The organism is Pseudomonas sp. TWRC1-2 (genome assembly GCF_049896685.1).
Classification (GTDB): Bacteria; Pseudomonadota; Gammaproteobacteria; order Pseudomonadales; family Pseudomonadaceae; genus Aquipseudomonas.
The window spans coordinates 235742-257697 of sequence record NZ_JAFCUU010000009.1 but is presented as its reverse complement, the minus strand read 5'-3'; the positions used below and the strand labels follow the sequence as shown (position 1 = coordinate 257697).

The following is a 21956-nucleotide window of genomic DNA, read 5'->3' as shown; positions in this document are numbered from 1 at the left end:
CGCCCCTGCCCTTGACGAGGATTCACCATGCTCAAGTACTTCGATCCGCATATTCATATGGTCAGCCGCACCACCGACGACTACCAGAACATGGCCGCCGCCGGCATCACCGGCGTGATCGAACCGGCGTTCTGGCAGGGCCAGGCGCGCACCAGTGTCGGCAGTTTTGTCGACTACTTTGACACGCTGCTGGGCTGGGAACGCTTTCGCGCGAGCATGTTTGGCATTCATCACTTCTGCACCATCGGCCTGAACCCCAAAGAAGCGAATGACCTGTCGATCGCCAATGAAGTGCTGCAGATTCTGCCGCGCTACCTGGTCAAGGACGGCGTGGTGGCAGTGGGCGAAATTGGCTACGACGACATCACCCCTGAAGAGGACCGTTTTCTCGCTGCGCAGCTGGAGCTGGCCAAGCAATTCAACCTGCCGGTGCTGGTGCACACGCCGCACCGCGACAAGATCGGCGGCACCAAACGCACCCTCGCGGTGATCCGTGAAGTAGGCATCGCCGAGCACCTGGTGATCATCGACCACCTCAACGAACTGACCTTGCCGCTGGTGCTCGACAGCGAGTGCTGGCGCGGCCATTCCATCTACCCCAACACCAAGATGTCGGAGCAGCGCATGGTCGCGCTGCTCAAGGAGTACGGCACCGAAAAAATGGTGGTCAATAGCGCTGCCGACTGGGGCATCAGCGACCCACTCAAAGTGCCCAAGACCGGCCAGGCGATGTTGGCCGCAGGCTTCAGCGAAGCCCAGGTGGAACAGGTGCTGTTCCATAACCCGGTGGATTTTTTTGCCCAAAGTGGCCAGCTCGACAAGGCGCTGGTGAGCACGCCACTGCCCATCGACCAGCGCAAGCAATGGCAGGAAAACTCCGCCCTGCGCGGCCAGGAACCGGTGGTCAAATGAGTGCCGGCAGCGGCTGGACGGCCGCCCAACTCGGGTATTGCAGCAATGTGCACCCGACCCGCGACCTGGCCGGGTTACGTGCCTCGATCAAGCAGCACTTTGAAGGCGTGCGCAGTTTGCGCGGGCTGCGGCAACAGGACAGCGGCCTGTGGATTTGCGCTCATGCGGCGGCGCAGCTGCAGCAGGAATCGGCGCGCGTGCCGTTCCTGGCATTTCTCAAGCACAGCGGCTTGCGCCTGACCTCGCTGAACGGTTTTCCCTATGGCGAATTTCATCGGGGCGCCGTCAAAGCCGACGTCTACCTGCCCAATTGGGCCGACCCGCAACGCCTGGCCTACAGCCTGGACCTGGCGCGCATCCTCGCCGATGCCTTGCCAAACGACTGCCGCCACGGCGTGATTTCCACGGTACCGCTGGGCTATGCCGCCACCTGGACGCCGGCATTGCAGGCGCGCGCCGACGAGCATCTGAGCCAACTCACCGCCGCACTCGCCCACCTGCATTGGCAAACCGGCAAGAAAATCGTGTTCTGCCTGGAAATGGAACCGGACTGCGTGCTGGAAAACACCGAGCAGGCCATCGCGTTTTTCCAGCGTCGGCACGCCATGGACCCCAACCATGCCTACTTGGCGTTGTGCTTCGATGTGTGCCACCAGGCGGTGATGTTCGAAGACTGCTACCAGTCGCTGGAACGGCTGCGCGCGGCCGGGGTGCCGGTGGGCAAGGTCCAGCTGTCCAACGCGATGATTTGCCGCTTGCCATCGGACGATGCCAGCCGGCGCGAACACGTGCTCACGACCCTGAGCAGCTTCGCCGAACTCACCTACTTGCACCAGGTGAAAGCGCTCACGCCCCAGGGCCATCGAGTGGCCTGGCCAGACCTGCCGGCCGCCCTGAATGACTGCGCCGGGTTCGACGAACTGCGCATCCACTTCCACATCCCGCTGTTCAGCGACCACCTGTTGTTGCCCGAACTCAGCGGCAGCCAGGTTGCCCTGGCGCAGACCTTCGATTACCTGGCGGCGCATGCCGATTTTCGCCCGGTGCTGGAGGTGGAAACCTACAGCTGGGGCGTGCTGCCCGTTGAATTACGGCCCGCTACCGAGGCCGCTCAACTGGCCGGCATCGCCGCCGAACTGCGCTGGGTCGAAGAGCAACTGCGCCAGCGCAACCTGTTGCATGTGCGGGAGGCCTACGCCGATGCCCTCTGAACAACCGCTGCTGCTGATCAATGTGGTCGGGCTGACGCCCTCGCTGCTGGGCGAAGCGACGCCGCACATCAACACCCTGCTCAAGACCGCCAAGATAGCCAACCTGCAACCGGTGTTCCCCGCCGTGACCTCGACGGTGCAGGCTTCGATCCTCACAGGCGCACCGCCGTCGCAGCACGGGATTGTCGGCAATGGCTGGTACTTTCGCGATCAGGCCGAGGTGCGTTTCTGGCTGCAACCCAACACGCTGATCCAGGGCGAAAAGGTCTGGCACACGCTCAAGCGCGAGCTGCCGGGCTTTCGCTGCAGCCAGTTGTTCTGGTGGTACAACATGTACGCCGACGTGGACGCCGCCATCACCCCGCGCCCGCATTACCCGGCCGATGGGCGCAAACAGTTCGGCCTGTATTCGTCACCGCCAGGCCTGCATGAGCAGATCGAGGCACAGATTGGCGAGTTCCCTTTCCATGGCTTCTGGGGGCCGGCAGCGGGCATTGCATCAAGCCGCTGGATCGTCGATTGCGCGATGGCCGAGTTCCAGATCAATCGCCCTCACCTGCAATTGATCTACTTGCCTCACCTCGACTACAGCTTGCAGCGCGTGGGACCTGAGCACCCCTCGATTGCCGATGAAGTGCGCGCCATCGACGCCGAGGTGGGGCGCCTGCTGGCCTTCGCCGAGGCGCAGGGGGCGGCGGTGATGGTGCTGTCGGAGTACGGCATCGAAGCGGTCGAGCAGTCGGTGTCGATCAACCGCGTGCTGCGCGCCGAAGGCCTGTTGCAGGTGCGCCAATCCTTGAGCTGGGAATTGCTCGACCCGGGCGCCAGTGCGGCGTTTGCGGTGGCCGATCATCAGGTTGCGCACATCTACGTGAAGCAGGCACAGGACATTGCGCGGATCAAAGCCTTGCTGCTGCGCCAGCCCGGTATCGAGCAAGTGCTCGATAAAGCCGAGCAACGCGCCTGGCAGCTCGATCACCCGCGCAGCGGCGAGCTGGTGGCCGTGGCCGCCGCGGGGTACTGGTTCGATTACTACTACTGGCTGGATGAGCGCAAGGCGCCGGACTTTGCGCGCACCGTGGACATCCACCGCAAGCCTGGCTACGACCCGGTCGAGCTGTTCATCGACCCGGCGATTCGCTTCCCCAAACTGAAAATGGCGCGCCGCCTGCTGCAAAAAAAGCTCGGCTTTCGCTACTACATGGACCTGATCCCGCTGGACACCACGCTGGTGCGTGGCAGCCACGGCCGCCTGCCCAGCAGCGCACAGACCGGCCCATTGCTGATCACCAATTGCGATCTGGCGTTACCGCAGCAGCTTGCGGCGACGGCAGTCAAGCAACTGCTCCTGGAACATTTCCTGGGGCGCCCACACCTCGAACTGGCCAATGCCAAGGAGCTTCCATGCGGCGAGCCTTATCTATCACTGTCCTGAGTGCACTGGCCGGATTGGCCCAGGCCCAAGGCGCAAGCACGGCCTTCGACTGCACGAATTTTCTGCAGTTTGGCGGCAACCTCGACAAGACGCGAGCCACCTTCACCCAGAGCCCCGAGACCCTGGCCTGGAACTGGTTTGTCTGCCTCAACCAACCGGCTGCGGCACAAAGCCCTGATCGGGCCTGGGAAACCATGAAGCCTTCAGACCAGGTTTACCTGGCCAATGGCACGCAACCCCTGCCCTACGCCCAGCGCACACCCGTGCCCGCTGCGGTGCTGACGCAAGCCCAGGCGATGGGCATGAACGTCAATCGTCTGTTTCACAACCTCAACGCCACGCAACAGGTGGACGGGCTGATCCTGGAAATGGGCGGCCAGGTGCCGCAAGCCCAGCAAGGCCAGGCGGTGCGGTTTCAGCTGCTGATGGGCCCGGACACCTTCAACTACATCGTGCAGCAGAAGGTTTACAACGTGAATGGCCAGGCCGCCTTGACCAGCGACCTCAACTTTCCCTCCACGGCCTGGGAGCTGAAGGCCGCCTGGCTGTGGATCGGCAACAACCCGACCTACCAGCAGCAACTGGCCAACGATGGCTACTACATCGCTCAGACCTACTACCAGCAAGGCAGTGAGTACGTGGTCGGCTATGCCGCGTTGAGCGGCTTGCATGTGATCAACAAGTTGAACCCCGACTGGGTGTGGACCACCTTTGAAAACCGCAACAACAGCAAGTACACCGTGACCAACGCGATCCCGCCCACACCGATGACCAACAGCACCGGGCCGACCCCGGCGGCGCAACCGGTCAATACGAGTTTTCAGGCAAGCAACCCGACGCTGGCGCAATACGAGTTGATCGGCGTGCAATCCAATACCACGCCCACGCTGCTCGCCAACTCCCAATTGGAATCGGCGTTCCAGAACCAGTCGTCGTGTTTCGCCTGCCACGGCACCGCCGCGTATTCGCCGACCAAGGGCTACTTCAATTTCGCCCTCAAACAAAACGGCGGCATCGTCTACCCAACCGCCGCACTGCCGGCTTCCGACTTTGTCGGGTATCACAAACTGGACTTTGTCTGGTCGCTCAAACGCGCCCAGTGGCAACGCTAAGGAGCCTCACATGAGCGTATTGAATTTCCCGCGTATCTACCTGGGCGGCCATATGTTCTGGAACCCGCCGACCGCCAACAACAACGACATGTACCCGCTTTACGATGCGGTCAAAATGCAGATGAACTGGCGGTTTCTGGAAGCCTTCAAGATCACGCCGCTGAACGCCGCCAGCCAACTGCTGCCGTGGACCATCGCGCCACTGGCGCCGGCCGCCGTGCCGGACTACGTGATGCAGGTGCCGGGCAATGCCGGGCAGTTGGCATCCCCCATGATTCCCGGCGAATGGAACCTGTTCGGCGATAACGCCTGCGGCACCGTGAGCTACAACCAGACCCAGTCGGTGATCACCGGCGGCGAGTTGCCCGACGGTGGTTACGTCAGCCAGGACCCGCTGATCAATCAAAGTTATCAGCTGCTCGGCAATCCGTTTGGCGGCGCGCCGACGTCGCCGGCGCGTTTTGTCGACGTGAGCCCGTGGCAGAACACTTTCACCGCGCTGTACTTCGACAAGCTGGTGCTGGGCAATGCGCAATGCGGCCTGACGCTCAACCGCGAGCACCGCATGCTCGACCGTTTCCTCAATTTCAACTGGGCCAACCTCGGCGGCCTGGCGTACGTGACCACCACCTGGCAGACCTGCTTCCCGAAAGAAAACCTGACGTGGGTGATCGGCAACTCGGCCTTGCTGCAAAACCTGCAGGCGCAGATGGCGCAACAACAGGCCAAGGGGCTGATGTTCCGCTTTACCACCTACCTGACCTGCTACGACAAGAACGGCATCTTCAACAACTATCCCCCCATCAACACCCACAGCGCCACGCCCGAAGCCCAGGCCAAGGTACAGGCCATGTATCAACAGGCGCTGGATAACGTCGGGGATATTTTCTTCAACCCGGCCTATAGCCGTACCGTCGGCAGCCTGGGGTTGTGGTTTGAGGATGAATTTCCCACCGCGCCGGCAGGCAGGCGCCTGGTGCCGGCCGCCAAGGTGGCGATCTACAAAACCTCACCGGGCACCACCAGCCAGGTTCAATTGGGCGTGATCTCGGCCCAGGCCCATGGCAATACCTTGTCGCTGGACCTGGGCAACGCCTTTCCGTTCTACCCCATCGACAGCAAAGCCGACATTCCGGTCGCGGCCAAGTACCAGGCCGGCAACTACCAGATCGGCATCCGCCAAGGCACGCAATTCAGCCCATTGGCCAGCTTTGGCTATGACGATTACCAGCAATTGGCGTTCGACAAGCGCGCCGGCATCCTCGACCTGCCGCTCACCGTCGAGGCCCAGGCGCAGCTGCAATCCGGCACGCTGGAACTGCAACAGCAAGGCACCACGCCGGTCATCGCCGCGACCCAGCAATTGTGGACCGCCGAGGTGGTAGAGAGCGCCAGCTTTATCGACGTGGGCGACACCAAGACGTTGCAGGTGATGGTGCAATACGACGGCCAGCCCGCACCGGCCGGCACCACGTTGTGGGTGGCCGAATACGGTAATGCCTACATGCTGTGCACCACCGATTACTACCTGGCGTTCAGTAACGCAGCGGACTTTTCGCTGTTCAACAACGACCCGCAGAACCCGGCCAACAACAGCCCCTGCCTGCCGCAATTTGCCGGTGCAAAGACCTTGGCCGGCCAGATCACCGAAGGCACGGGCCGCCAGCTCATGGCAACCCGGCTGGCGGTGCCCGCCGATCAAACCGTGCCGGTGACCTACCAGCAATTTCTGCCGACGCCCGCCGCTGTCGCCCTGAGCCCGACGCTGACGTTCGCCAACCCGATCACCCTGCAACGCACGTTGCAAGACCCGCTGAACAGCCCGGTGCAATTTAGCCTGACCAAGATCCAGACCGACGCCAATGGCATCGCCAACCTGACGGTCACGGCCCAGGCGCCGGGCTTTCCGACCTTGCGTTTCTTTGTCCAGGAAGGCCAGCAGGAACCGGATATTCCTTTCAGCTTTCCGCTCAACCAGGCCTTTACCGATTTTCTCGCGCCGCTGCGTGTGCTGCCGCTGGAACCGCAGATGCAGCAGGATTTCGTCAACGCCTGGAACCTGATTTATCAGCGTGAAAATGCCGGCCAGCTGATCTGGGAGACCTTCATCTACCCGTTCATCCTGCAGCCGTTCTATTACCTCTACCCGATCATGAGCAAGTACATGCCGCTCAATAACCTGACGCGCATCGAGGGCGCCGTCGACCAACTGATCGTGTTGATCAGCAAGGCCTATCAGGAGGAAAGCACGCTGGCGATGCCCATAACGCGGGACATGCCGCAAAGCCGTCGCGCCGTGCTGGAACTGTGGGCGCAGGCGTTGGTGAAGCGTAACTATCCACCCGTCCCGCTGAGCATGAACGACTACGCGTAAGCCACGCACAGGACCACCGGGTGACGCCCCTGTCACCCGGTTTTCAAAGGAGTGTGTTATGAACGCCAGCCTCTTGAGCCGACTGTTGCTATTGCTGATGCTGCTCAGCCCCGGCGCCTTTGCCAGGGACGACAGCGGCAAGCCCTCGGCATTGGCCACGCTACTCAATTGCCAGCCGCCCACGAGCGCGCCCGCGGCCACTGCCAGCCAGGACCAGTTCGATCAATACAGCTGGCAGCTTTTTGTTGCCTTGAACTGGCCGGCACAGGACGGGCAGCGCGGCGCGCCCAACTGCAGCAAACAACCCGGCGACCCCGGCTACACCGTGTGGCAGACCTACAAGACCGTCAGCGAAATTTTCCTGCCGGGGGCCGCCAACCCCGGGCCGTGGAATAGCCCGCTGACCGCCAGAAGCCTGGGCATCATCAACATCGCAGCGCTGAAAAACAGCTCACTGGTCAACTCCATCGACCAGGCGGTGGGCGGCTGGTTGATCGATCAGGCAGGCAACCCGACCTACTACGATATTTCGGCCAACCAGGCGTCCTACAACTACATCGTCGGCAATAACTTCTACAACGCGAATGTGGTGTCCAGGGCCAATACCATCAACTTCCCCAATGGCGTGATCGAGGTCAAATCCAGCTGGCGCGTGCTCACCGCCCGTGACAATGCCAGCCACTACCTCACGCAGTTTGCCCGCGTGGCGCGGTTCAACAGCCAGGGGCAGCGCATTGGCGTCGGCGAGGCGTACCTGGGCCTGGTGGGTTTGCACATCATCACCAAGGTCAACGGTTACCCGCAGTGGATCTGGTCCACCTTCGAGCAGGTCGAGAACGTGCCGCCCAAAGCCAAAGTCAACGGTCAATGGGTCGATCAACCGGCGCCCGGCACGGCCTATTCGTACTTCAATGCAGGCGCGCCCGCCGCCGCGCTGAACCAGTCACCCTGCAACTGGCAAACACAAGGCGCCCAGCTGGTCTGCGTGCCCAAGCCCGGCACCACATTCCAGACGCCCAACCCGCTGAACCGCGTGACGCCCATTGCGGATGTAACGAGTTGGGTGAACAACAACTATCGCAATGATCCGGGCCTGCAACGCAGCGTATTGAAGTACTACCAGTTGATCACCACCCAGCGCCCGCTGATGCCGAACAACCCAGGCAACCCACTGGGCCAGCCGACCCCGGCGCTGTCGGCCAACGTGACCATGGAAAGCTATATCCAGCCCACCAGCAGTTGCATGAACTGCCACTCGATGGCGACACCGGTGAAGAGCCCGTTCAAGTCCGACTTCTCCTACCTGTTCAAATTTGCCAACAGCCCCATCACCCCACACGCCACGGGCAAGGAATAGACCATGAGCATCCTCAACGGACCACGACTGAATTTCTGGGGCGGCATCCGCACGGACGTGAGCTTGCCGAACAACTCGCCGACCATTCCTTTTAATGGCAACAAGCAATGGCCGCTCTTCGACCTGACCACGTCGACCCTGGCACCCGGCGCGCAGTCTTACACCGACGACCAGTTGAACAGCATGATCAACGCGCCCGACGGCAACTACTACACCGCCGGCGGCTGGAACCACTACGGCCAGCACGTGGTGGACATGCAGAACGCCTTGATCAGTTCCCAAGGCAGCCCCGGCAATATCAGCACCACGGGTGACCAGGTCGGTCAGCCGGTGTACCTGCTCGGTTCGGTGGACCCGGTGAGCGGCCAGGCACCGGTGTCCGGGCCGATGATGGTGGATCTGGACCCCAGCGCCTCGACCACCACGCAGATTTTTGTCGGCGGCCTGCAAATCGGCAGCAACGACAATATCCAACTGCTGATTCGCTGCAATGCGGTGTGCAGCAGTTTCGACGTGACCGGGCGCGTGCTCGAGCCGGCAAAAATGGACGCTCCGGGGTCGTTCCATGCCAGCGGCACGTTCCAGCTGACGTTCCCGCTGAGCAGCATCGTCAGCTGGAACCCGAACAGCAGCGGCCTCAAGGCGATCATCCAGGCGCCGGGCGCGACGGGCATCGTCCTGCGTTTCGTGATGTTCGAGATGTGCCCGCAGATGACCACCGCGCAGCTCGATGCCGATTATGCTGCCGGTAAATACACGCCCAACCCGAGCATTGGCCGGGTCATCGGTACGCTGGCCCCGGCGTTTGCCGGCGAGCCGCTGAGCTGCCAGCCGGGGCGGCAATTGGTCAATGCGGCCACGAACAACGCCGCCTATGCGGCGCTGGGCAATAACGGGCTGTTGAGCCTGGACATGGTCAACGTGATTCCCAAGCAAACCTTCCGCGCGGTACGGGACGACATCACCAGCCCGATCGGGCCGAATGCGAATTATGGGCCAGTGACCATTTCGGCCGGTGCCGCGCCGCTGATCACCCTCAACCCGACTGCCAGCCCGCTGGTCAATTACTACGTGTATGGCGGCATCGTCGATGTGGCGCTGACCACCAGCCAGCAGCAGGCCGTCAGGACCACGCCGTTGGCGATCAACGCCCCTGGCCAGGTGGCCGGGACTCAGTTGCAGGCGACCGAGTCGACCTATCGGGTGTATGCGGATCAGCGCAACGTGTACCTGGAGGATTACCCCAACGGCCTGACGGTCACCTTGCAGGTTCGCTACCTGGGCGGGCCGGTGCCCGGCGCCACCAAAGTCAGCCTGGCAGCGAGTGCGCCGGGCGTCTACGAGCAGAAGCAATACACGGACTTTCTCAACTTTCCGACCTCGCTGACGGTGAATGCTGGCCAACAGACGGTGAGTTTTCCCGTTTCGCTCAAATCCGGCAGCGCCGCCCAGGCGGGCTTCGTGGCCCTGACCTACACGGCCAATGGCGTGGACAACGGCGCCTTTTTTACCAACTTCCGAAAATACGCTCAGACCGACTTTGGCATCGCCAGGGGCAGCGTCATTACCTGGCAACAGGTGTACCCGAATGTGCTGCGCTTTCACTACCTGGCCTTCCCCGCCATGTCGCGCTACGTGCCGTTGAACCAGCCTGACGCGATCATGGGCGCGAAGAACGCGATCCTCGCGCGCACCTCGGACGCCTACAAAGGCACCACGCTGTTCATGCCGGTGGTGCGCTCGATGTCCCCCGCTCAGCGCGCACTGCTGCGGGCCTATCTCACCGGCAGCCCGTGGCAGCCACCGCAATAGGAGGCAAACGCTATGACACTTCATATTCCCGCACAGCCCATCGAAGCCCTGCGCCCGAGCAGCGTTATCGCCGAAGGCCTGCTCAACCCGCGTGGCATGAGCCTGCAAGCCGATGGCAGCCTGTGGCTGGCCGAAGCCGGCTCAGGCGTGGCGGACCAGCCGTTCAGCAGTCGCATCAGTCGGCTGCAGCCTGACCCGCTGAGGCCTGGGGCCTATCTGCCCGGCGAAGTGCTCGCCCAGGGTTTTCGCAGCATGAACCTGCAGGCGCGCATGCTGCGCGATGAAATCATGGGCCTGTCCGACATCGCCTGTGGTGACGGACGTTGCCTGGCCAGCCAGACCGATTACGTCGGCGGTTCCAGACTGCTCGACCTGCAATACAACCCGCCCGAGCCGGTGTTCCACAGCCGTGGCAACCTGAACGCGCTGTGCTACCACCCAACGCGACGCAGTTGGCTGGCGGTGAAACCGGATACCAATCAACTGGTGGAGTTCAGCCACGGCGAGCAAGAACGCGTGCTCGCGCAATTGCCCGTTCTGGATGAGGATCAGGAAGCTGTTCCTGTCACCCTGGTGTACGAGCCGCACACAGACGCCGTGTTGATCAGCTTGTTCTCTGGGGAATTGCACGGCGACCCCGCGCGCAAAGGCATCGACTTTGCCGACTACGCCGGGCAAGTGATTCGAGTTCACCCGGCCAGTGGGCAAATCGAAGTGGTGATTCGCGGCCTGCAACTGCCCACCGGGCTGGCGCTGTGCCCGCAAGGCAATCTGCTGGTGCTGGAGCTGTGCAGCCATCTGCAACAGCCCTTGCTGCCGGACTGGAACGGCGAGCCGCTGCACGGAGGCTTTACCCGCTTTACCGGGCGACTGTTGCGCTGTGACCTGCGCAACGCAACAGTTGAAGTGCTCGCGCGCGGGCTGGATACGCCGTCCAACCTGTGTGTGGTGCAGGACGCGGTAGTGGTGAGCGAAGGCATGGGCTTGACGGGCCGACCGCTGCCGACACCCGACGGCACTGTGGCGCCGCTCAGTGGCAGGCTGCGGCGGGTGCAGCTATGAGGCTAGAGCGCATCCTCTAACAGCAGAACGGTCGCGGGGGCCGGCGCGAAAAGACGGATTGTGCCTGGCTGCTTCAACCATATGAGCGGCCTCATGGTGGGCGGTCAGGGCGTCCTTCGAAGCCCACTTTTCGATCAAGACAAAACTGTCGGGTTTGCCGACCACGGGGTGCAAATCGTACTGCAGACAGCCCTGCTCAGCCCTGACCAATGGGGCCAGTTTCGCGAACGCTGCACGTTGCTCGGCGCCCTTGCCGGGCTGCGTATTGATAATGACGACAAGCCGCACTTCATCTGACATGCAAACGCCACCGCAAAGTTTGGTTAAGGAAGCCGCACAGTACGTGAGCACGCCGCCAAGGTGCAAAAAAGCCTAATAGAGGGGTGCATTTCACACGGTTTTCACAGTCGGGCGCATAGGCTCAACTCAGCTCCTAAGTGAACACCTTTAAGCCCGCGCCCCCATCGTGGGCTTTTCTTTGTCTGCGATTCTCATTGGATACTCGCCTTATCGTCGTACCACAGCACTGGCTGCGCGGTTTTTTTGCTCCATTTCACCTGTTTATTGAACTGGATGAATGAGCGATGACGCTGAACCAATCGCCACCCAGCGCAAGAGGTTAAGCACGCGCATAGATAATTTGAATTAGTCAGTTGCCCGTCCGGTCAAGAACTATGAACGCAGTAAATCTGACGAGGTAAAAGCAATGACTATCCAAGCAGAGACACTCGTAGCATTGACCGAAGCGCTTCAGGAGCGCGGCCTGAATTTGGTTTCAGATGTGCACTTCACCCGCGCGCCGTATCGGCAAAATCACCGCTGGATTTGCACCGTCGCGTAACGCTGCATTTTGCCGGCGGTCAGGCTTAATGGCCGACCGCTGGCACCGCGTTGATCACCCTAGTTCGAGCGGCTTTCGTTACGATTTTGTTGTTTTTTAACGCCCTTCCCGGTTTTTCGCTCGTATTGGTGATGACAGAGCCAGACGACCAGAAGCAGGCCAGCCAAGCCAAAAATGAACAGTAACAGCTCTAGTGCGGGACCTTCGTGTGAAAACATTTTTCGTTCCTCATCCTGAAGTCGTGCAAACCGAAATCGGTCGCACCCGAAATTATTCGTAACAATTCGAACATTTTCAGGTTAATCGCCAAAACCACGCATGGCAACCCCGAGTCGCCTTAAAACCATTGATCTAGACGGGTTGCATGGGTGATCACGTTCTGCAGGCAATAAAAAACCCGGCGCAGTGGCCGGGTTCGCTGAAGTGAAATGATCAATTATCGGGATGTTCATTCGCGACTGAATCAGCCGCGTCCACATCCGACATATCCTCTTCCAGTGGCGCGTCGTCGTCAGGCGGCAATGGGAGCGCGCCCTCATCTCGGCGCGGATCGTGGCCCGTTTCGTTGTCTGTGCCGCGCGTCACGGCTTGTTGGGAAAGGTTTCCTGGCGCCTTCTCGTTGATTTCCATGTTGACTCTCCGCTTTGGCGCACGGGAAATGCGCACTTAAGCTTGAGAGACGGCGCAGCATTCAGAGTGCAAAGCATTAGACGAATGGTGCCGATCAGCGCTCGGCATTCAGGCTTTCAGCTTTGGATGTTTACTACCGCACGCAGGTAGAGCCGCTTTAAACCTGGTGGGCCGCCAGCGATGGCGACGCACAACGTGAAACAACTCACATTTATGCAACGCCGATATTGAAGGTCAATAATTGACCAACCTATATTTCGCTTCACCCGAGCGCTCACCTCTATACGGATATTGTTCTGCGCCAGCTCGGGTCCCCACTTGAGCGCAGGCAATCAAACATTGAGGTTTGCCATGCGTCTTTCCAAACTCGCGCCAGCCGCCACCCTGCTCAGCCTGTTTACTCTGCCCACCCACGCTGCCGACCTGACCGCCCTGACGGGCGCCCTGTCGTCTGCCCTGGGCGGCGCCAGCAACAGCAACACCCTCAACACCACTAACGCCTCCTGCCAGCAACAGATCCGCGACCTGCAGGCAAACATAAACGCGGCCAATGCCAAGGGTGACACCTTGCGCGCGACGGCCTTCCAGGCGGCGCTGACGCAAACCAACAAAAGCTGCAGTAATTCCAACTACAACGCTCAGGCGCAGGTGGACACCCACCCTCAACGCCAACAAAACATGAACAAGGCCGCGGATGCGATCAATGCCATCGGTGGTTTGTTCAAGTAAGAAGAAATAATCGGAGGCTCCTGCGTCGAGCGTCTTTAATCCCAGAAATGCAGAAGCCCCGCTTGAACGGGGCTTTTGTGTGAGTCTTGGCGGGTAGCCAGATGTGGTGGGTGCGGCGGCCACTTCAGGAAGAAACTTGAGCGAACACGCGAGACGCTCACAAAATTATTGTATGAACGGGTGCATCCACTTTGATCGCTGGCGCGTAGATTCAATACCCTCACTCGGAGGGCATACGAGCCAAGGAGATACACCATGCACGCCTTTTACAAAAAAATTGCTGCAGCAGCCTGCTTCGCTATTCTCTCCGTAACTGCAACCGCAAGCTTCGCCGCCGACTCTGTGATGGTCGGAGGCGCAGCGATGTACCCCAGTAAAACCATCGTGGAAAACGCGGTCAATTCAAAGGACCACACGACGCTGGTTGCAGCAGTCAAGGCTGCCGGGTTGGTTGATACGCTCAATAGCAAAGGCCCATTCACCGTATTCGCACCGACAAACGAAGCCTTTGCCAAGCTGCCCGCAGACACCGTCGATGCGCTGGTCAAGCCTGAACACAAAGCCGACCTGACTAAAATCCTGACCTACCACGTCGTACCCGGCACTCACACATCGGCACAACTGATGGCCGACGCCAAAAAGAACGGCGGCACCGTTATGCTGAAAACAGTTCAAGGTGAGTCGCTGAATATCAAGCTGCACGACGGCAAGCTTTGGGTGATAGATGCCAAAGGCGGTAAGGCAAGTATCAGCATCGAAGACGTGATGCAGTCCAACGGCGTGATCCACGTTGTCGACTCGGTCTTGATGCCTTAAACGCTCTTCAAGCCCGGCAGACGCGCAGTTTGCCGGGTAGTGAGGCCTGTCAATAACCGGCTGGTGATCATGGCCGTGTTCATGAGCCATGCCGAAACGTTCATAAGCCTTAGCCGGCGCACCGCAACATGAATGTCTCGATATTCATCGTAAGTTTCTGCGTTGAAGCCAGGTACTGATTGCCTCGACGAGTTCGGTCTTGCACTCCACCGGCAACCAATGCCCGCCAGATAAGCTCGTCACAGTGAGGTCTGCGCAGGCCGCACGCATTGGCTCGCCCAACTGATTACCCTTGATGGTATTCATCGGGTCGTAGTCGCCGTTCACAAACAGTACGGGCAAGGACAGGCGGCCGCCATTGGGCGCTCGATGGGCATAAGCGATGTTGGCGTCGTCGTTCAAATACCATGCGCAGGGCGCGCGAAAACCATGCTCCTCAAAACTGCGCACCAGTGCCGCGAAGTCCGCCTGCGGCCAGAGCGCGGGGTCGGGCTGGGTGGACGGGGCTCGGTGCGCTTCGCCAAACCGCCCTCCTTTGCTGGTGACTTGGGCGTTTGATGCGACTTTAGTGATGCTCGCAGGGTCGCCTCGTCGATAAATCGAAGCCAGTGATGCGGCTTTATCTGCATCAAGGTCTGCGACGGCGGACGCGAAGTGCGTGTTGTAAAAGCGGTAGTAGTCCCATTGACCGTCTGGATACTCGTCTGCCGGATAGATTGTTCGGTCAACCAGCGGGACGAGCGTCGGCAACGCGTTGGTGGTGGGGAAGTACGGGACCGAAATCAGCACAACGCCGCGGCTGCGTTGGGGCTGATGAGCGACCAATTCACCCGTCACAACGCTGCCCCAATCGTGGCCCACCCAAATGGCGGGCATTCCACCGAGATGGTCATGAAGCTCTGCCATGTCCGCCACGATGTTTTCAATGGTGTACGCGCGGGTGTCCGCCGGCACAGAAGAGCCGCCATAGCCGCGCATGTCGGGTGCAACGCAGTGCCAGCCCTGGGCAGCGAACGCTTCCATCTGCGCGCGCCAGATCAGACCGAGCTCCGGCCAGCCGTGCAGGAACATCATCAATGGCCCCTCGGCAGGCCCCGACGCCACATAGTGCGTCGTATGACGGGGCGTACTGAAGATGTGCGAAGTCAGCTCGGAAGTGGACACAGGATCTCCTGATGCTTACCGGCGGATACAAGCGAAACGGCGGCGCCATGCTGCGTCGCCTGTACCCAGAATAACGCCTTTATGTCATCACGGCGCGGTGTTGCACCGTAGGCCGCCTAAAGCCCTTGGCATGGCTGCCCACGGATTTTGGGTGGACGCCATTGCCGTTATATCGCAATCCAGGCAGTGACCTCGCCAGACACTCACAAACTTTTCACAGTCGAGCGCCTATGGTTAACCCAAGCTCCTGGTGAACATCCCTTTAAGCCCGCTGATCCCCATCGCGGGCTTTTCTTTGCGCGCAATTTAGCTGTTGATATTGCGACCCGATTGGAACTAGATCGCCTCAACCTTTCTACATTGAGAAATCTCGGGCAATGCCTGGTCGGCAGAGATTTTATTAAGCTGCCAATGCAGCTTGACAGCGTTTGATTGGTTTACACGCACTCTTGCGCTGCTGGACGTGAGGCTGATGTACGAGGCATCTGAGCTTTTAACGTCGATGACAACGGCGGTGGTGCCGCCCTCAAGATCAGAATTCCCCAGGATTCCAGCTTTCCATTTCTGAGTGACCCTGTGCTCACCGGGTGCAACAGGTACGGCTATGTAACCACCGTTCTCCAGAGACGCTACTTGCTTGCCATCCAAAGAAATCAAGGCAGACATTAAGCCCATGTCGTAGTTACTGGGCCTGTAGACATAGATGACACCCTGTTGTGAATCCACGTTTTCAAGAGGTGTAAATGTTGGCCCTGTGATCGTGCAGGCGCTTAAGAGCCCCAACCAGACAAGTGCTGAGATCTTCCATACTCGATTCATAACCGCTCCATTCTGATCCAGCGCTTGATGATCAACACTGCAAGACTGTCAATCAAACGGTTTGTGCTGATCTTGCACGTCCCCCACTCTCCTACCAAATGTTGGCGGTAAGCCGCCAATGGTAAGCGAGGGCTTCAATTCCTGCTTAGAATTGCCATGCACTCGAAGATCAGTGGCAGCCCGCTACGTCAGGTGCGGGTGTCAGGCGGATACCGAAGTCGCAAAGCTCGGACAACTCAAGAAGTGACGATGGAGGGTATGACCGGTCCATGGTTCTCTCTCACGCTTGAAATGGTGGCGCGTTGGCGGTTATAACTCCGCCCGATAACGCTATAGGGCTCAAGATGCAGGAAATGGATAACCTGATAAAGCTACGCATCGGACTGACAGTGGCAGCGGTTGGCGCCTTTCTACCAATTACCATTCTCTTCGCAGTCGGCGTCGTGGCATTCTTTATTCCGCTCATTTTTGTCGCGAAGAGTCCTCCGCTCGGGACGCTAGCACTTATAGGCGCAGTAATCGTCTCGGCATTCGCGATAGGGTCGGCATGGAAGATCTATGCACTTTCAATGGCGGCCAGACCCATTGTGCGCAACTCAGGCTTACTGGCATCAGGAGCAGTGATTGCGATGATTTGGGGTATGGTTCTCGCGTACTGCACGCGCACGCTACCCGAGCTCACATACATTTTTCTGATGCCGGGGACAGTCTCGACAGCTATGCTCGCCCTTACATTGAAAAGAGCGAAAGCGTGACGTAGGCGAAGAATTGGGTCAGCAATTTACCCTTCTGAACTGTCGCGCAGCACATCGATCAGCTTCTGCTCTCCCAAGCGCATCGCACCTAAGCCTTACAGGTCATCGCACTTGGGGCCGAGGCCGAACACGGTCACCTCTCCCTTCGCACCGATCAGCGTCAAGGCGCCTACGGTGCACTCCGGATGTTCGGCCGCATCGAGGTCATCGGCGATCTTGCGCAGGGTCTTGGCCGCGTCGCGCCAGTCCTCCCGCCTGAACTCCAGAACTTTGATGATCATTTGGTCACCTGCTGCTGCCACTCTGCAATGCTGCGCCGCCTCACTCCCGTCGAGTGCGAGCGCCTCCAAGACATGGCCGACGACCACACGCTGATTCCCCGGCGCGGCAAGCCAGCTGCGTAATTGCATGGACTTGACCACCCAGTTGCATTCGACTTGACCAGTCGTTTGCATCGGATTTGACCAGCACACTGGGTGGCCTTGACCGGCAAAAACGGCCAAAAACGGACGGTCGGTGATCTGCAAGCACAGCAACGAATCCTGTGCCCTTTAACGGTAATTCATCACTCTAGCAAACCCTCCGTCGCTCACGGGTTCAGATACTTGATGACAGCACCGGCAAACAGTTCTGGCTGATCAAGCATGATGAAGTGAAAACTGTCGTCAATGCGCCTGAAGCTGATGTTTGGGGTTGAGGCATAGGCGTTACGGAACATTGCATCAACCTGGGACGCCTCTACGCCGTAATGCGAGTCGTAGGCATAAACGACCTCGACAGGCACCTTGATGCGTCCAAGCTCAGGCCGGAGATCGGTAACCATCAGTTCATACATGGCATCGGCCATAGTCTTTCGGTCCGAGTTTATCCCCGCTGCCACCAGGCCTGGTCTGGCCGCTTCGGTTTTGGCAAGACGGGCGATGGAGGCATGCTGCATAGCTTCCACCTGCTCGGGCGTTGCCGCTAACATTCCATCGCGCATCGCAGCAGCATGCGGCGCCGCAGTTTCACTGGTCGCTGAGGGGTCAAACAGCAACGTATAAAAGGGCATCGCATCGACAATCATAAGGCGTCCAACCTGATCGGGATGACGAGCACCTAACATCAGCGCCACCTCACCACCCAACGAATGACCGATGATGACAGGCGCCTCGATGCGCTGGCTGCGGATGTATTCAGAGATAGCCTCGACCGTCGACGCCGCTACTCGCCCGTCTGGATTGGTTACAGCAGGCGAGCCGGCAAAACCAGCTACCTGTACGAGATGGAGGCGGTGGCTCTGCCGTAATCTAGAGGCCAAATCAGCCCATACTTCGTAGGACGACGCAAACCCTGGGATCAAGATGATATCTGTTCCCGAGCCTTGTACCAGAACCGAGATGCCACGTTGGTTGACGGTGAGTGGCGGCAGAGGCGCAGGCTGGGCTAGCGATGCAGACAACAGCGCCAGAGTGGTGCCAATCCCGGCAAGGATCATTCCTGCACGCATGGCGCTCCCCTTTTTGTGCAATGCGAAGTGGTATTTACGATGTCGAAGTCGCCAATTGCACCGATGGGCAGGCCGTTTAACGGGGTCATAGCCATTCCTTTGACCGAAAAATTATTGCCACTATAAGGCGCACAAAAGCGTCAGGAAACTAACCCACCTGCAATAATCCTTGGTCCGCTTTGGGTCGACTACTGCCAGTCAGGGCCGCCCAGTGTGCTGGTCAAATCCGATGCAAACGACTGGTCAAGTCGAATGCAAATGGGTGGTCAGGTGGAGTGCAATTACCCACCAGCCAGCAAATGCCCGGACGGTCCCCCGCTACAAGGCGATCGGCAACAGTAAGGCCGTTGCCGTGGTTCGATGGATCGGGCGGCGGCTATTGCTTCAACTGGCGAGTTGATCAGCACGCGCCAGGCGGTATGCCGTCTTTGTTGAAGTCCTTCAGGCGTTCCCGCTCTTCCTCGGTGGAATGTGCCGGGGTTTCCTGCTCGGGCTCTTTCTTCTTTTCTTCAGTCATCGCTATGTCCTCTGGGTGGTAGCTGTTTCGGCACCTGGTGGAATCAGCAGTTCAAATCAATCGCCACCGCCACCCGGGCGTCACCTGGTAACACCAGCCAGTGATCGGCTAATCAGCTTCCCCACGCAAACCACATCTGCCACGGAAATGCATAGAGCCAGCCGATCGGAACACCTACTGGGATGGAATGGGTCCGCGCACCGTCGCCGAGCTCGTCGCCGACTGCGGCTGGGACTACATCCTAAATTGCTTGGATCGCGGCATCAGCCCTACAGTGTTCAGCGGCAACGCTCTGCACGCCCTGGCCCAGAAGTGCATCCTGCAGCGCCGCCGCCAGCGGACAGGCCGCCATGACTGGGAACTGGGCAATCTGAGCAAAGATGAAGCCCGTGAGCTTTGGTATGACAAGGCGGTCGAAGAGAACCACAAATTCACCCACCTTCGCCGAGTGGTCGAGGCAGTCCAGGCGGCGCTGCCGGGTAGTCAGCTTATGATCCGGAAAGCTGCGCAGCAACCTGCCCAAGGCCATCAATTGTCGCGGCCTCAATGATCCTGGCAGCGTTAGGTGCGCCGTCGTCAGGTCGTTTCCATTCGAACTTGAGCTCTGCCCAACTCGAGTGATCAATCGCGTGGCGGTGCCACCCCGCGCATGGGAATGGGCGCAGACATGACGATGGACGTACGCGTCTCGCCAAAGTGGTTGATGCTGCCGACGAAACGCTCCAGGTGGCGGATATCGCGGGTCACCACCCGCAGGATAAAGGAGTCCTGCCCGGTCACGTGCAGGCATTCCAGCACCTCCGACATCTGCTGCAACTGGCCGATCAGCCGCGCCTTGTTCAATTGCGGAGTAGTCATGCCGATCAGCGCCATCACCCCGTAACCGGCCTTTTCGGCGGAAACCGTTGCGCAGTACGCCTCAATCACTCCGGCCTCTTCCAGGCGCTTTAGGCGCTCGGAGGTGGCCGGCAGCGAAAGGGTCACCCTTGGTGCTAGATCTGTCAGGGAAATACGTCCCTCACGTTGTACGACCTGAAGTATTTTCCAGGATTTTGCATCCAGCTCCATTTTTTCAGGCATCCGATTCTAAATTCGTAATTTATTCAGGCGATTACACGAAACTACCGTAATCCCTGCATTCAGGATCGATGCATTGCAACGCAGAATATTGCCCATGTCCACTGTCCCGGAGCCTGCGCATGGCGACCCTCCTGTTTCTCAAATCCGTCCTGATCGGCCTGTCCATCGCAGCGCCTGTTGGCCCCATTGGTCTGTTGTGCATCCAGCGAACCCTGGGGCATGGTGCGCGCATCGGTTTTATAAGCGGCCTGGGCGCTGCGGCGGCGGATGCCTGCTATGGTGCGCTGGGCGCCTTTGGTATCGGTGCAATCACCCGTGTCTTCGTCACGCTGGTCACCCCGCTCGCCCTCTTTGGCGCCCTGTTTCTGGCCTGGATGGGATTGAAGATGTTGCGCGCCACACCACCGGAACAAGCCGCCAGTGCGAGCGACCAAGCCCGCGTGCTGCCGGCATTCGCCTCGGTGTTCCTCCTGACGCTGAGCAACCCGCTGACCATACTTTCTTTCGTTGCCATCTTTGCCACTCTGTCCGGCGGCGAGGCTCTGTCCGGTGCGGACGGGCTGGTGATGGTGCTGGGCATATTCTGCGGCTCTGCGCTCTGGTGGCTAGCCCTCAGTTTCGGCGTGTCCAGTATTCGTCACCGCTTGGGAGTTAGCGCCATGCAATGGATCGACCGCAGCGCAGGCCTCTTCCTGCTGGGCTTCGCCGCCTGGCAGTTTATACGCGTAATCGCCAGCTGAAAGCGGCAATGCATCCGCCTGCCCACCTGCGAATACACAAGCCTGCGTGCTCAAATGCCTGCTATCGAACAATTCCCGTTGATTGTCTATTCCACATAAAGGGCGACACGCGCGAACGCGTCATGACGATCAACGAGTCGATGGTGCCAGCGCTTGAGGTCTACAGCATTGATAACAATAAGTTGCATACCGTGGACGTCCAAAGTCAGATGGCGCGTTCATGGACATTGACGCTTGTTCTTACAGAGATTTCCCTTGCCTACCGTCGAACACACTCACTTCAGTCCGCATGACCTTTCTGTCAAAGACCGCCTGATTAGCTACTCGCTGAATAGCTCCCGTGTAGTGATCGAAGGGCTACCACAAATATTCTAGGAAGACGGTTTGCCCTGGAGAGAAGCGAATCTCTGGGCTATGGAGAGAGTCACCAATGGTGAGGCAATCCTTAAGACCGTTTCTAGCAACCTGAACGGGCTGTTGAACTACGCGAAGTTTTTGGAAAGTCGCAGGCTTCAGTGGTTTGAGTTCCCGTCTCGAAAGGCTGATCGATGTCTTGTTCAGTGCCTTGGGGCGCTTATCAAGGCTCGTGATGCTGGTCATAGGCCCCCTGGGTATGCTCGCGGTGTTATCTGTGAGCTGCCATATCCAACGGACGACACGCGGGTCATCACAAAGGCTGCGGTTGCGACCCTAAGCGAGCTGTTCCTGGAGGGATTCAAATTCAGCAAGGCGGAGATACCGCTGATGGATCTGCGGTAGCCTAACGAATTCACCGGCGACCGTTTCGCCCCATCACAGCCAGAGGCAAGCGGGCGAGTGATGAATGTTTTTGGATGAGATAAATACCAAAGGGGGCACTACCAAAAATTCAGCAACATCGTGCGGGGAGGGGCAGACAGGAAGCGGAGGAAATCGGTCGCTGAACGAAGACTCTGCACGAGACGTGATTTTGCCGAAGGAGGAAGCCAATCAGTTCGCCAATCTGAAAATGTCCCAACCGAGCATCTTACGCCGCAGCTTTTTCATTTCTACTAGTCATCAACGGGGCATCACAATGTGCACATGCCGCCTCCTTTGGCCACCATCAGACTCTGGGCTCTA

General features: G+C 59.4%; 20 protein-coding genes and 2 pseudogenes. 14 read left to right on the top strand and 8 right to left on the bottom strand.

Annotated elements, in window-relative coordinates:
* The first annotated feature begins 27 nt into the window (after nt 1-27).
* Genes ACP7B3_RS24660 through ACP7B3_RS24625 form a run of 8 tightly spaced genes read left to right on the top strand, consistent with a single transcriptional unit; the run spans nt 28 to nt 11275 of the window.
* Nucleotides 28-912: a TatD family hydrolase gene (locus tag ACP7B3_RS24660; protein ID WP_145164796.1), complete on the top strand. Its 885-nt coding sequence runs from the start codon at nt 28-30 to the stop codon at nt 910-912.
* The gene (gene eboE / locus ACP7B3_RS24655) at nt 909-2123 is read left to right on the top strand and encodes a metabolite traffic protein EboE (RefSeq protein WP_426181482.1); all 1215 of its coding nucleotides are present in this window, start codon (nt 909-911) and stop codon (nt 2121-2123) included. The genes ACP7B3_RS24660 and eboE overlap by 4 nt, the downstream gene beginning before the upstream one ends.
* Complete coding sequence (locus ACP7B3_RS24650) at nt 2113-3558, top strand: alkaline phosphatase family protein (protein WP_426181479.1); 1446 nt, start codon at nt 2113-2115, stop codon at nt 3556-3558. Before eboE ends, ACP7B3_RS24650 begins: the two co-directional genes overlap by 11 nt.
* Nucleotides 3528-4670, top strand: a complete 1143-nt coding sequence (locus ACP7B3_RS24645) for a hypothetical protein (RefSeq protein ID WP_426181476.1) — start codon at nt 3528-3530, stop codon at nt 4668-4670. The genes ACP7B3_RS24650 and ACP7B3_RS24645 overlap by 31 nt, the downstream gene beginning before the upstream one ends.
* 10 nt (nt 4671-4680) lie before the next feature.
* Nucleotides 4681-7044 carry a hypothetical protein gene (locus ACP7B3_RS24640; protein WP_426181473.1) on the top strand — a complete coding sequence of 788 codons (2364 nt, stop codon included), beginning with the start codon at nt 4681-4683 and terminating at the stop codon, nt 7042-7044.
* A 58-nt stretch (nt 7045-7102) separates the two neighbouring features.
* Nucleotides 7103-8401: a hypothetical protein gene (locus tag ACP7B3_RS24635; RefSeq protein ID WP_426181470.1), complete on the top strand. Its 1299-nt coding sequence runs from the start codon at nt 7103-7105 to the stop codon at nt 8399-8401.
* A gap of 3 nt (nt 8402-8404) precedes the next feature.
* Nucleotides 8405-10213: a hypothetical protein gene (locus tag ACP7B3_RS24630; protein ID WP_426181467.1), complete on the top strand. Its 1809-nt coding sequence runs from the start codon at nt 8405-8407 to the stop codon at nt 10211-10213.
* A gap of 12 nt (nt 10214-10225) precedes the next feature.
* Complete coding sequence (locus ACP7B3_RS24625) at nt 10226-11275, top strand: hypothetical protein (protein WP_145164782.1); 1050 nt, start codon at nt 10226-10228, stop codon at nt 11273-11275.
* Here the strand turns inward: ACP7B3_RS24625 and ACP7B3_RS24620 are convergent.
* A complete protein-coding gene (locus tag ACP7B3_RS24620; RefSeq protein ID WP_426181464.1) occupies nt 11270-11575 on the bottom strand; it encodes a putative quinol monooxygenase in 306 nt (101 codons plus the stop codon). The genes ACP7B3_RS24625 and ACP7B3_RS24620 overlap by 6 nt on opposite strands.
* 406 nt (nt 11576-11981) lie before the next feature.
* Between ACP7B3_RS24620 and ACP7B3_RS24615 the strand changes: the two genes are divergently transcribed.
* The gene (locus ACP7B3_RS24615) at nt 11982-12116 is read left to right on the top strand and encodes a hypothetical protein (protein ID WP_369303005.1); all 135 of its coding nucleotides are present in this window, start codon (nt 11982-11984) and stop codon (nt 12114-12116) included.
* 432 nt (nt 12117-12548) lie between these two features.
* Here the strand turns inward: ACP7B3_RS24615 and ACP7B3_RS24610 are convergent, their stop codons facing one another.
* Nucleotides 12549-12746 carry a hypothetical protein gene (locus tag ACP7B3_RS24610; protein WP_426181461.1) on the bottom strand — a complete coding sequence of 66 codons (198 nt, stop codon included), beginning with the start codon at nt 12744-12746 and terminating at the stop codon, nt 12549-12551.
* A gap of 351 nt (nt 12747-13097) precedes the next feature.
* Here ACP7B3_RS24610 and ACP7B3_RS24605 point away from each other — a divergent pair, with 351 nt between their 5' ends.
* Together ACP7B3_RS24605 and ACP7B3_RS24600 are read left to right on the top strand one after the other, a co-directional pair.
* Nucleotides 13098-13475 (top strand): DUF1090 family protein, encoded by a 378-nt coding sequence (locus ACP7B3_RS24605; protein ID WP_242198583.1) that lies wholly within the window; start codon nt 13098-13100, stop codon nt 13473-13475.
* 255 nt (nt 13476-13730) lie between these two features.
* The gene (locus tag ACP7B3_RS24600; RefSeq protein WP_426181458.1) at nt 13731-14291 is read left to right on the top strand and encodes a fasciclin domain-containing protein; all 561 of its coding nucleotides are present in this window, start codon (nt 13731-13733) and stop codon (nt 14289-14291) included.
* 144 nt (nt 14292-14435) lie between these two features.
* Here ACP7B3_RS24600 and ACP7B3_RS24595 read toward each other — a convergent pair whose 3' ends face one another.
* The 3 genes and pseudogenes from ACP7B3_RS24595 to ACP7B3_RS24585 form a co-directional block, all read right to left on the bottom strand.
* The gene (locus tag ACP7B3_RS24595; RefSeq protein ID WP_426181455.1) at nt 14436-15455 is read right to left on the bottom strand and encodes an alpha/beta fold hydrolase; all 1020 of its coding nucleotides are present in this window, start codon (nt 15453-15455) and stop codon (nt 14436-14438) included.
* 336 nt (nt 15456-15791) lie between these two features.
* The gene (locus ACP7B3_RS24590; RefSeq protein ID WP_145164769.1) at nt 15792-16274 is read right to left on the bottom strand and encodes a DUF2846 domain-containing protein; all 483 of its coding nucleotides are present in this window, start codon (nt 16272-16274) and stop codon (nt 15792-15794) included.
* A gap of 184 nt (nt 16275-16458) precedes the next feature.
* A pseudogene (locus ACP7B3_RS24585) lies at nt 16459-16545 on the bottom strand (putative metallopeptidase); the annotation flags it as partial.
* Nucleotides 16546-16627: 82 nt separating this feature from the next.
* Here ACP7B3_RS24585 and ACP7B3_RS24580 point away from each other — a divergent pair.
* Nucleotides 16628-17029 (top strand): hypothetical protein, encoded by a 402-nt coding sequence (locus ACP7B3_RS24580; RefSeq protein ID WP_145164766.1) that lies wholly within the window; start codon nt 16628-16630, stop codon nt 17027-17029.
* 26 nt (nt 17030-17055) lie between these two features.
* Here ACP7B3_RS24580 and ACP7B3_RS24575 read toward each other — a convergent pair.
* Nucleotides 17056-17310: pseudogene (locus ACP7B3_RS24575) on the bottom strand (hypothetical protein).
* A 308-nt stretch (nt 17311-17618) separates the two neighbouring features.
* Nucleotides 17619-18518 (bottom strand): alpha/beta fold hydrolase, encoded by a 900-nt coding sequence (locus ACP7B3_RS24570; protein ID WP_426181451.1) that lies wholly within the window; start codon nt 18516-18518, stop codon nt 17619-17621.
* Between the two features lie 704 nt (nt 18519-19222).
* On the opposite strand from ACP7B3_RS24570, the gene ACP7B3_RS24565 reads away from it, so the two are divergent.
* A complete protein-coding gene (locus ACP7B3_RS24565; protein WP_256676507.1) occupies nt 19223-19585 on the top strand; it encodes a hypothetical protein in 363 nt (120 codons plus the stop codon).
* Between the two features lie 71 nt (nt 19586-19656).
* Here the strand turns inward: ACP7B3_RS24565 and ACP7B3_RS24560 are convergent, their stop codons facing one another.
* Complete coding sequence (locus ACP7B3_RS24560) at nt 19657-20103, bottom strand: Lrp/AsnC family transcriptional regulator (RefSeq protein ID WP_145164920.1); 447 nt, start codon at nt 20101-20103, stop codon at nt 19657-19659.
* A 131-nt stretch (nt 20104-20234) separates the two neighbouring features.
* Here ACP7B3_RS24560 and ACP7B3_RS24555 point away from each other — a divergent pair, with 131 nt between their 5' ends.
* Entirely contained in the window at nt 20235-20855 is a 621-nt protein-coding gene (locus ACP7B3_RS24555) for a LysE family translocator (protein WP_145164761.1), read from the top strand.
* Nucleotides 20856-21956 lie beyond the last annotated feature (1101 nt).

Coding starts and splice junctions, on each gene's coding strand:
- eboE (WP_426181482.1), top strand. CDS start 909: ATGAGTGCCGGCAGCGGCTGGACGGCCGCCCAACTCGGGTATTGCAGC.
- ACP7B3_RS24630 (WP_426181467.1), top strand. CDS start 8,405: ATGAGCATCCTCAACGGACCACGACTGAATTTCTGGGGCGGCATCCGC.
- ACP7B3_RS24635 (WP_426181470.1), top strand. CDS start 7,103: ATGAACGCCAGCCTCTTGAGCCGACTGTTGCTATTGCTGATGCTGCTC.
- ACP7B3_RS24580 (WP_145164766.1), top strand. CDS start 16,628: ATGGATAACCTGATAAAGCTACGCATCGGACTGACAGTGGCAGCGGTT.
- ACP7B3_RS24640 (WP_426181473.1), top strand. CDS start 4,681: ATGAGCGTATTGAATTTCCCGCGTATCTACCTGGGCGGCCATATGTTC.
- ACP7B3_RS24660 (WP_145164796.1), top strand. CDS start 28: ATGCTCAAGTACTTCGATCCGCATATTCATATGGTCAGCCGCACCACC.
- ACP7B3_RS24615 (WP_369303005.1), top strand. CDS start 11,982: ATGACTATCCAAGCAGAGACACTCGTAGCATTGACCGAAGCGCTTCAG.
- ACP7B3_RS24560 (WP_145164920.1), bottom strand. CDS start 20,103: ATGGAGCTGGATGCAAAATCCTGGAAAATACTTCAGGTCGTACAACGT.
- ACP7B3_RS24605 (WP_242198583.1), top strand. CDS start 13,098: ATGCGTCTTTCCAAACTCGCGCCAGCCGCCACCCTGCTCAGCCTGTTT.
- ACP7B3_RS24590 (WP_145164769.1), bottom strand. CDS start 16,274: ATGAATCGAGTATGGAAGATCTCAGCACTTGTCTGGTTGGGGCTCTTA.
- ACP7B3_RS24600 (WP_426181458.1), top strand. CDS start 13,731: ATGCACGCCTTTTACAAAAAAATTGCTGCAGCAGCCTGCTTCGCTATT.
- ACP7B3_RS24620 (WP_426181464.1), bottom strand. CDS start 11,575: ATGTCAGATGAAGTGCGGCTTGTCGTCATTATCAATACGCAGCCCGGC.
- ACP7B3_RS24555 (WP_145164761.1), top strand. CDS start 20,235: ATGGCGACCCTCCTGTTTCTCAAATCCGTCCTGATCGGCCTGTCCATC.
- ACP7B3_RS24625 (WP_145164782.1), top strand. CDS start 10,226: ATGACACTTCATATTCCCGCACAGCCCATCGAAGCCCTGCGCCCGAGC.
- ACP7B3_RS24645 (WP_426181476.1), top strand. CDS start 3,528: ATGCGGCGAGCCTTATCTATCACTGTCCTGAGTGCACTGGCCGGATTG.
- ACP7B3_RS24570 (WP_426181451.1), bottom strand. CDS start 18,518: ATGCGTGCAGGAATGATCCTTGCCGGGATTGGCACCACTCTGGCGCTG.
- ACP7B3_RS24610 (WP_426181461.1), bottom strand. CDS start 12,746: ATGGAAATCAACGAGAAGGCGCCAGGAAACCTTTCCCAACAAGCCGTG.
- ACP7B3_RS24565 (WP_256676507.1), top strand. CDS start 19,223: ATGGGTCCGCGCACCGTCGCCGAGCTCGTCGCCGACTGCGGCTGGGAC.
- ACP7B3_RS24650 (WP_426181479.1), top strand. CDS start 2,113: ATGCCCTCTGAACAACCGCTGCTGCTGATCAATGTGGTCGGGCTGACG.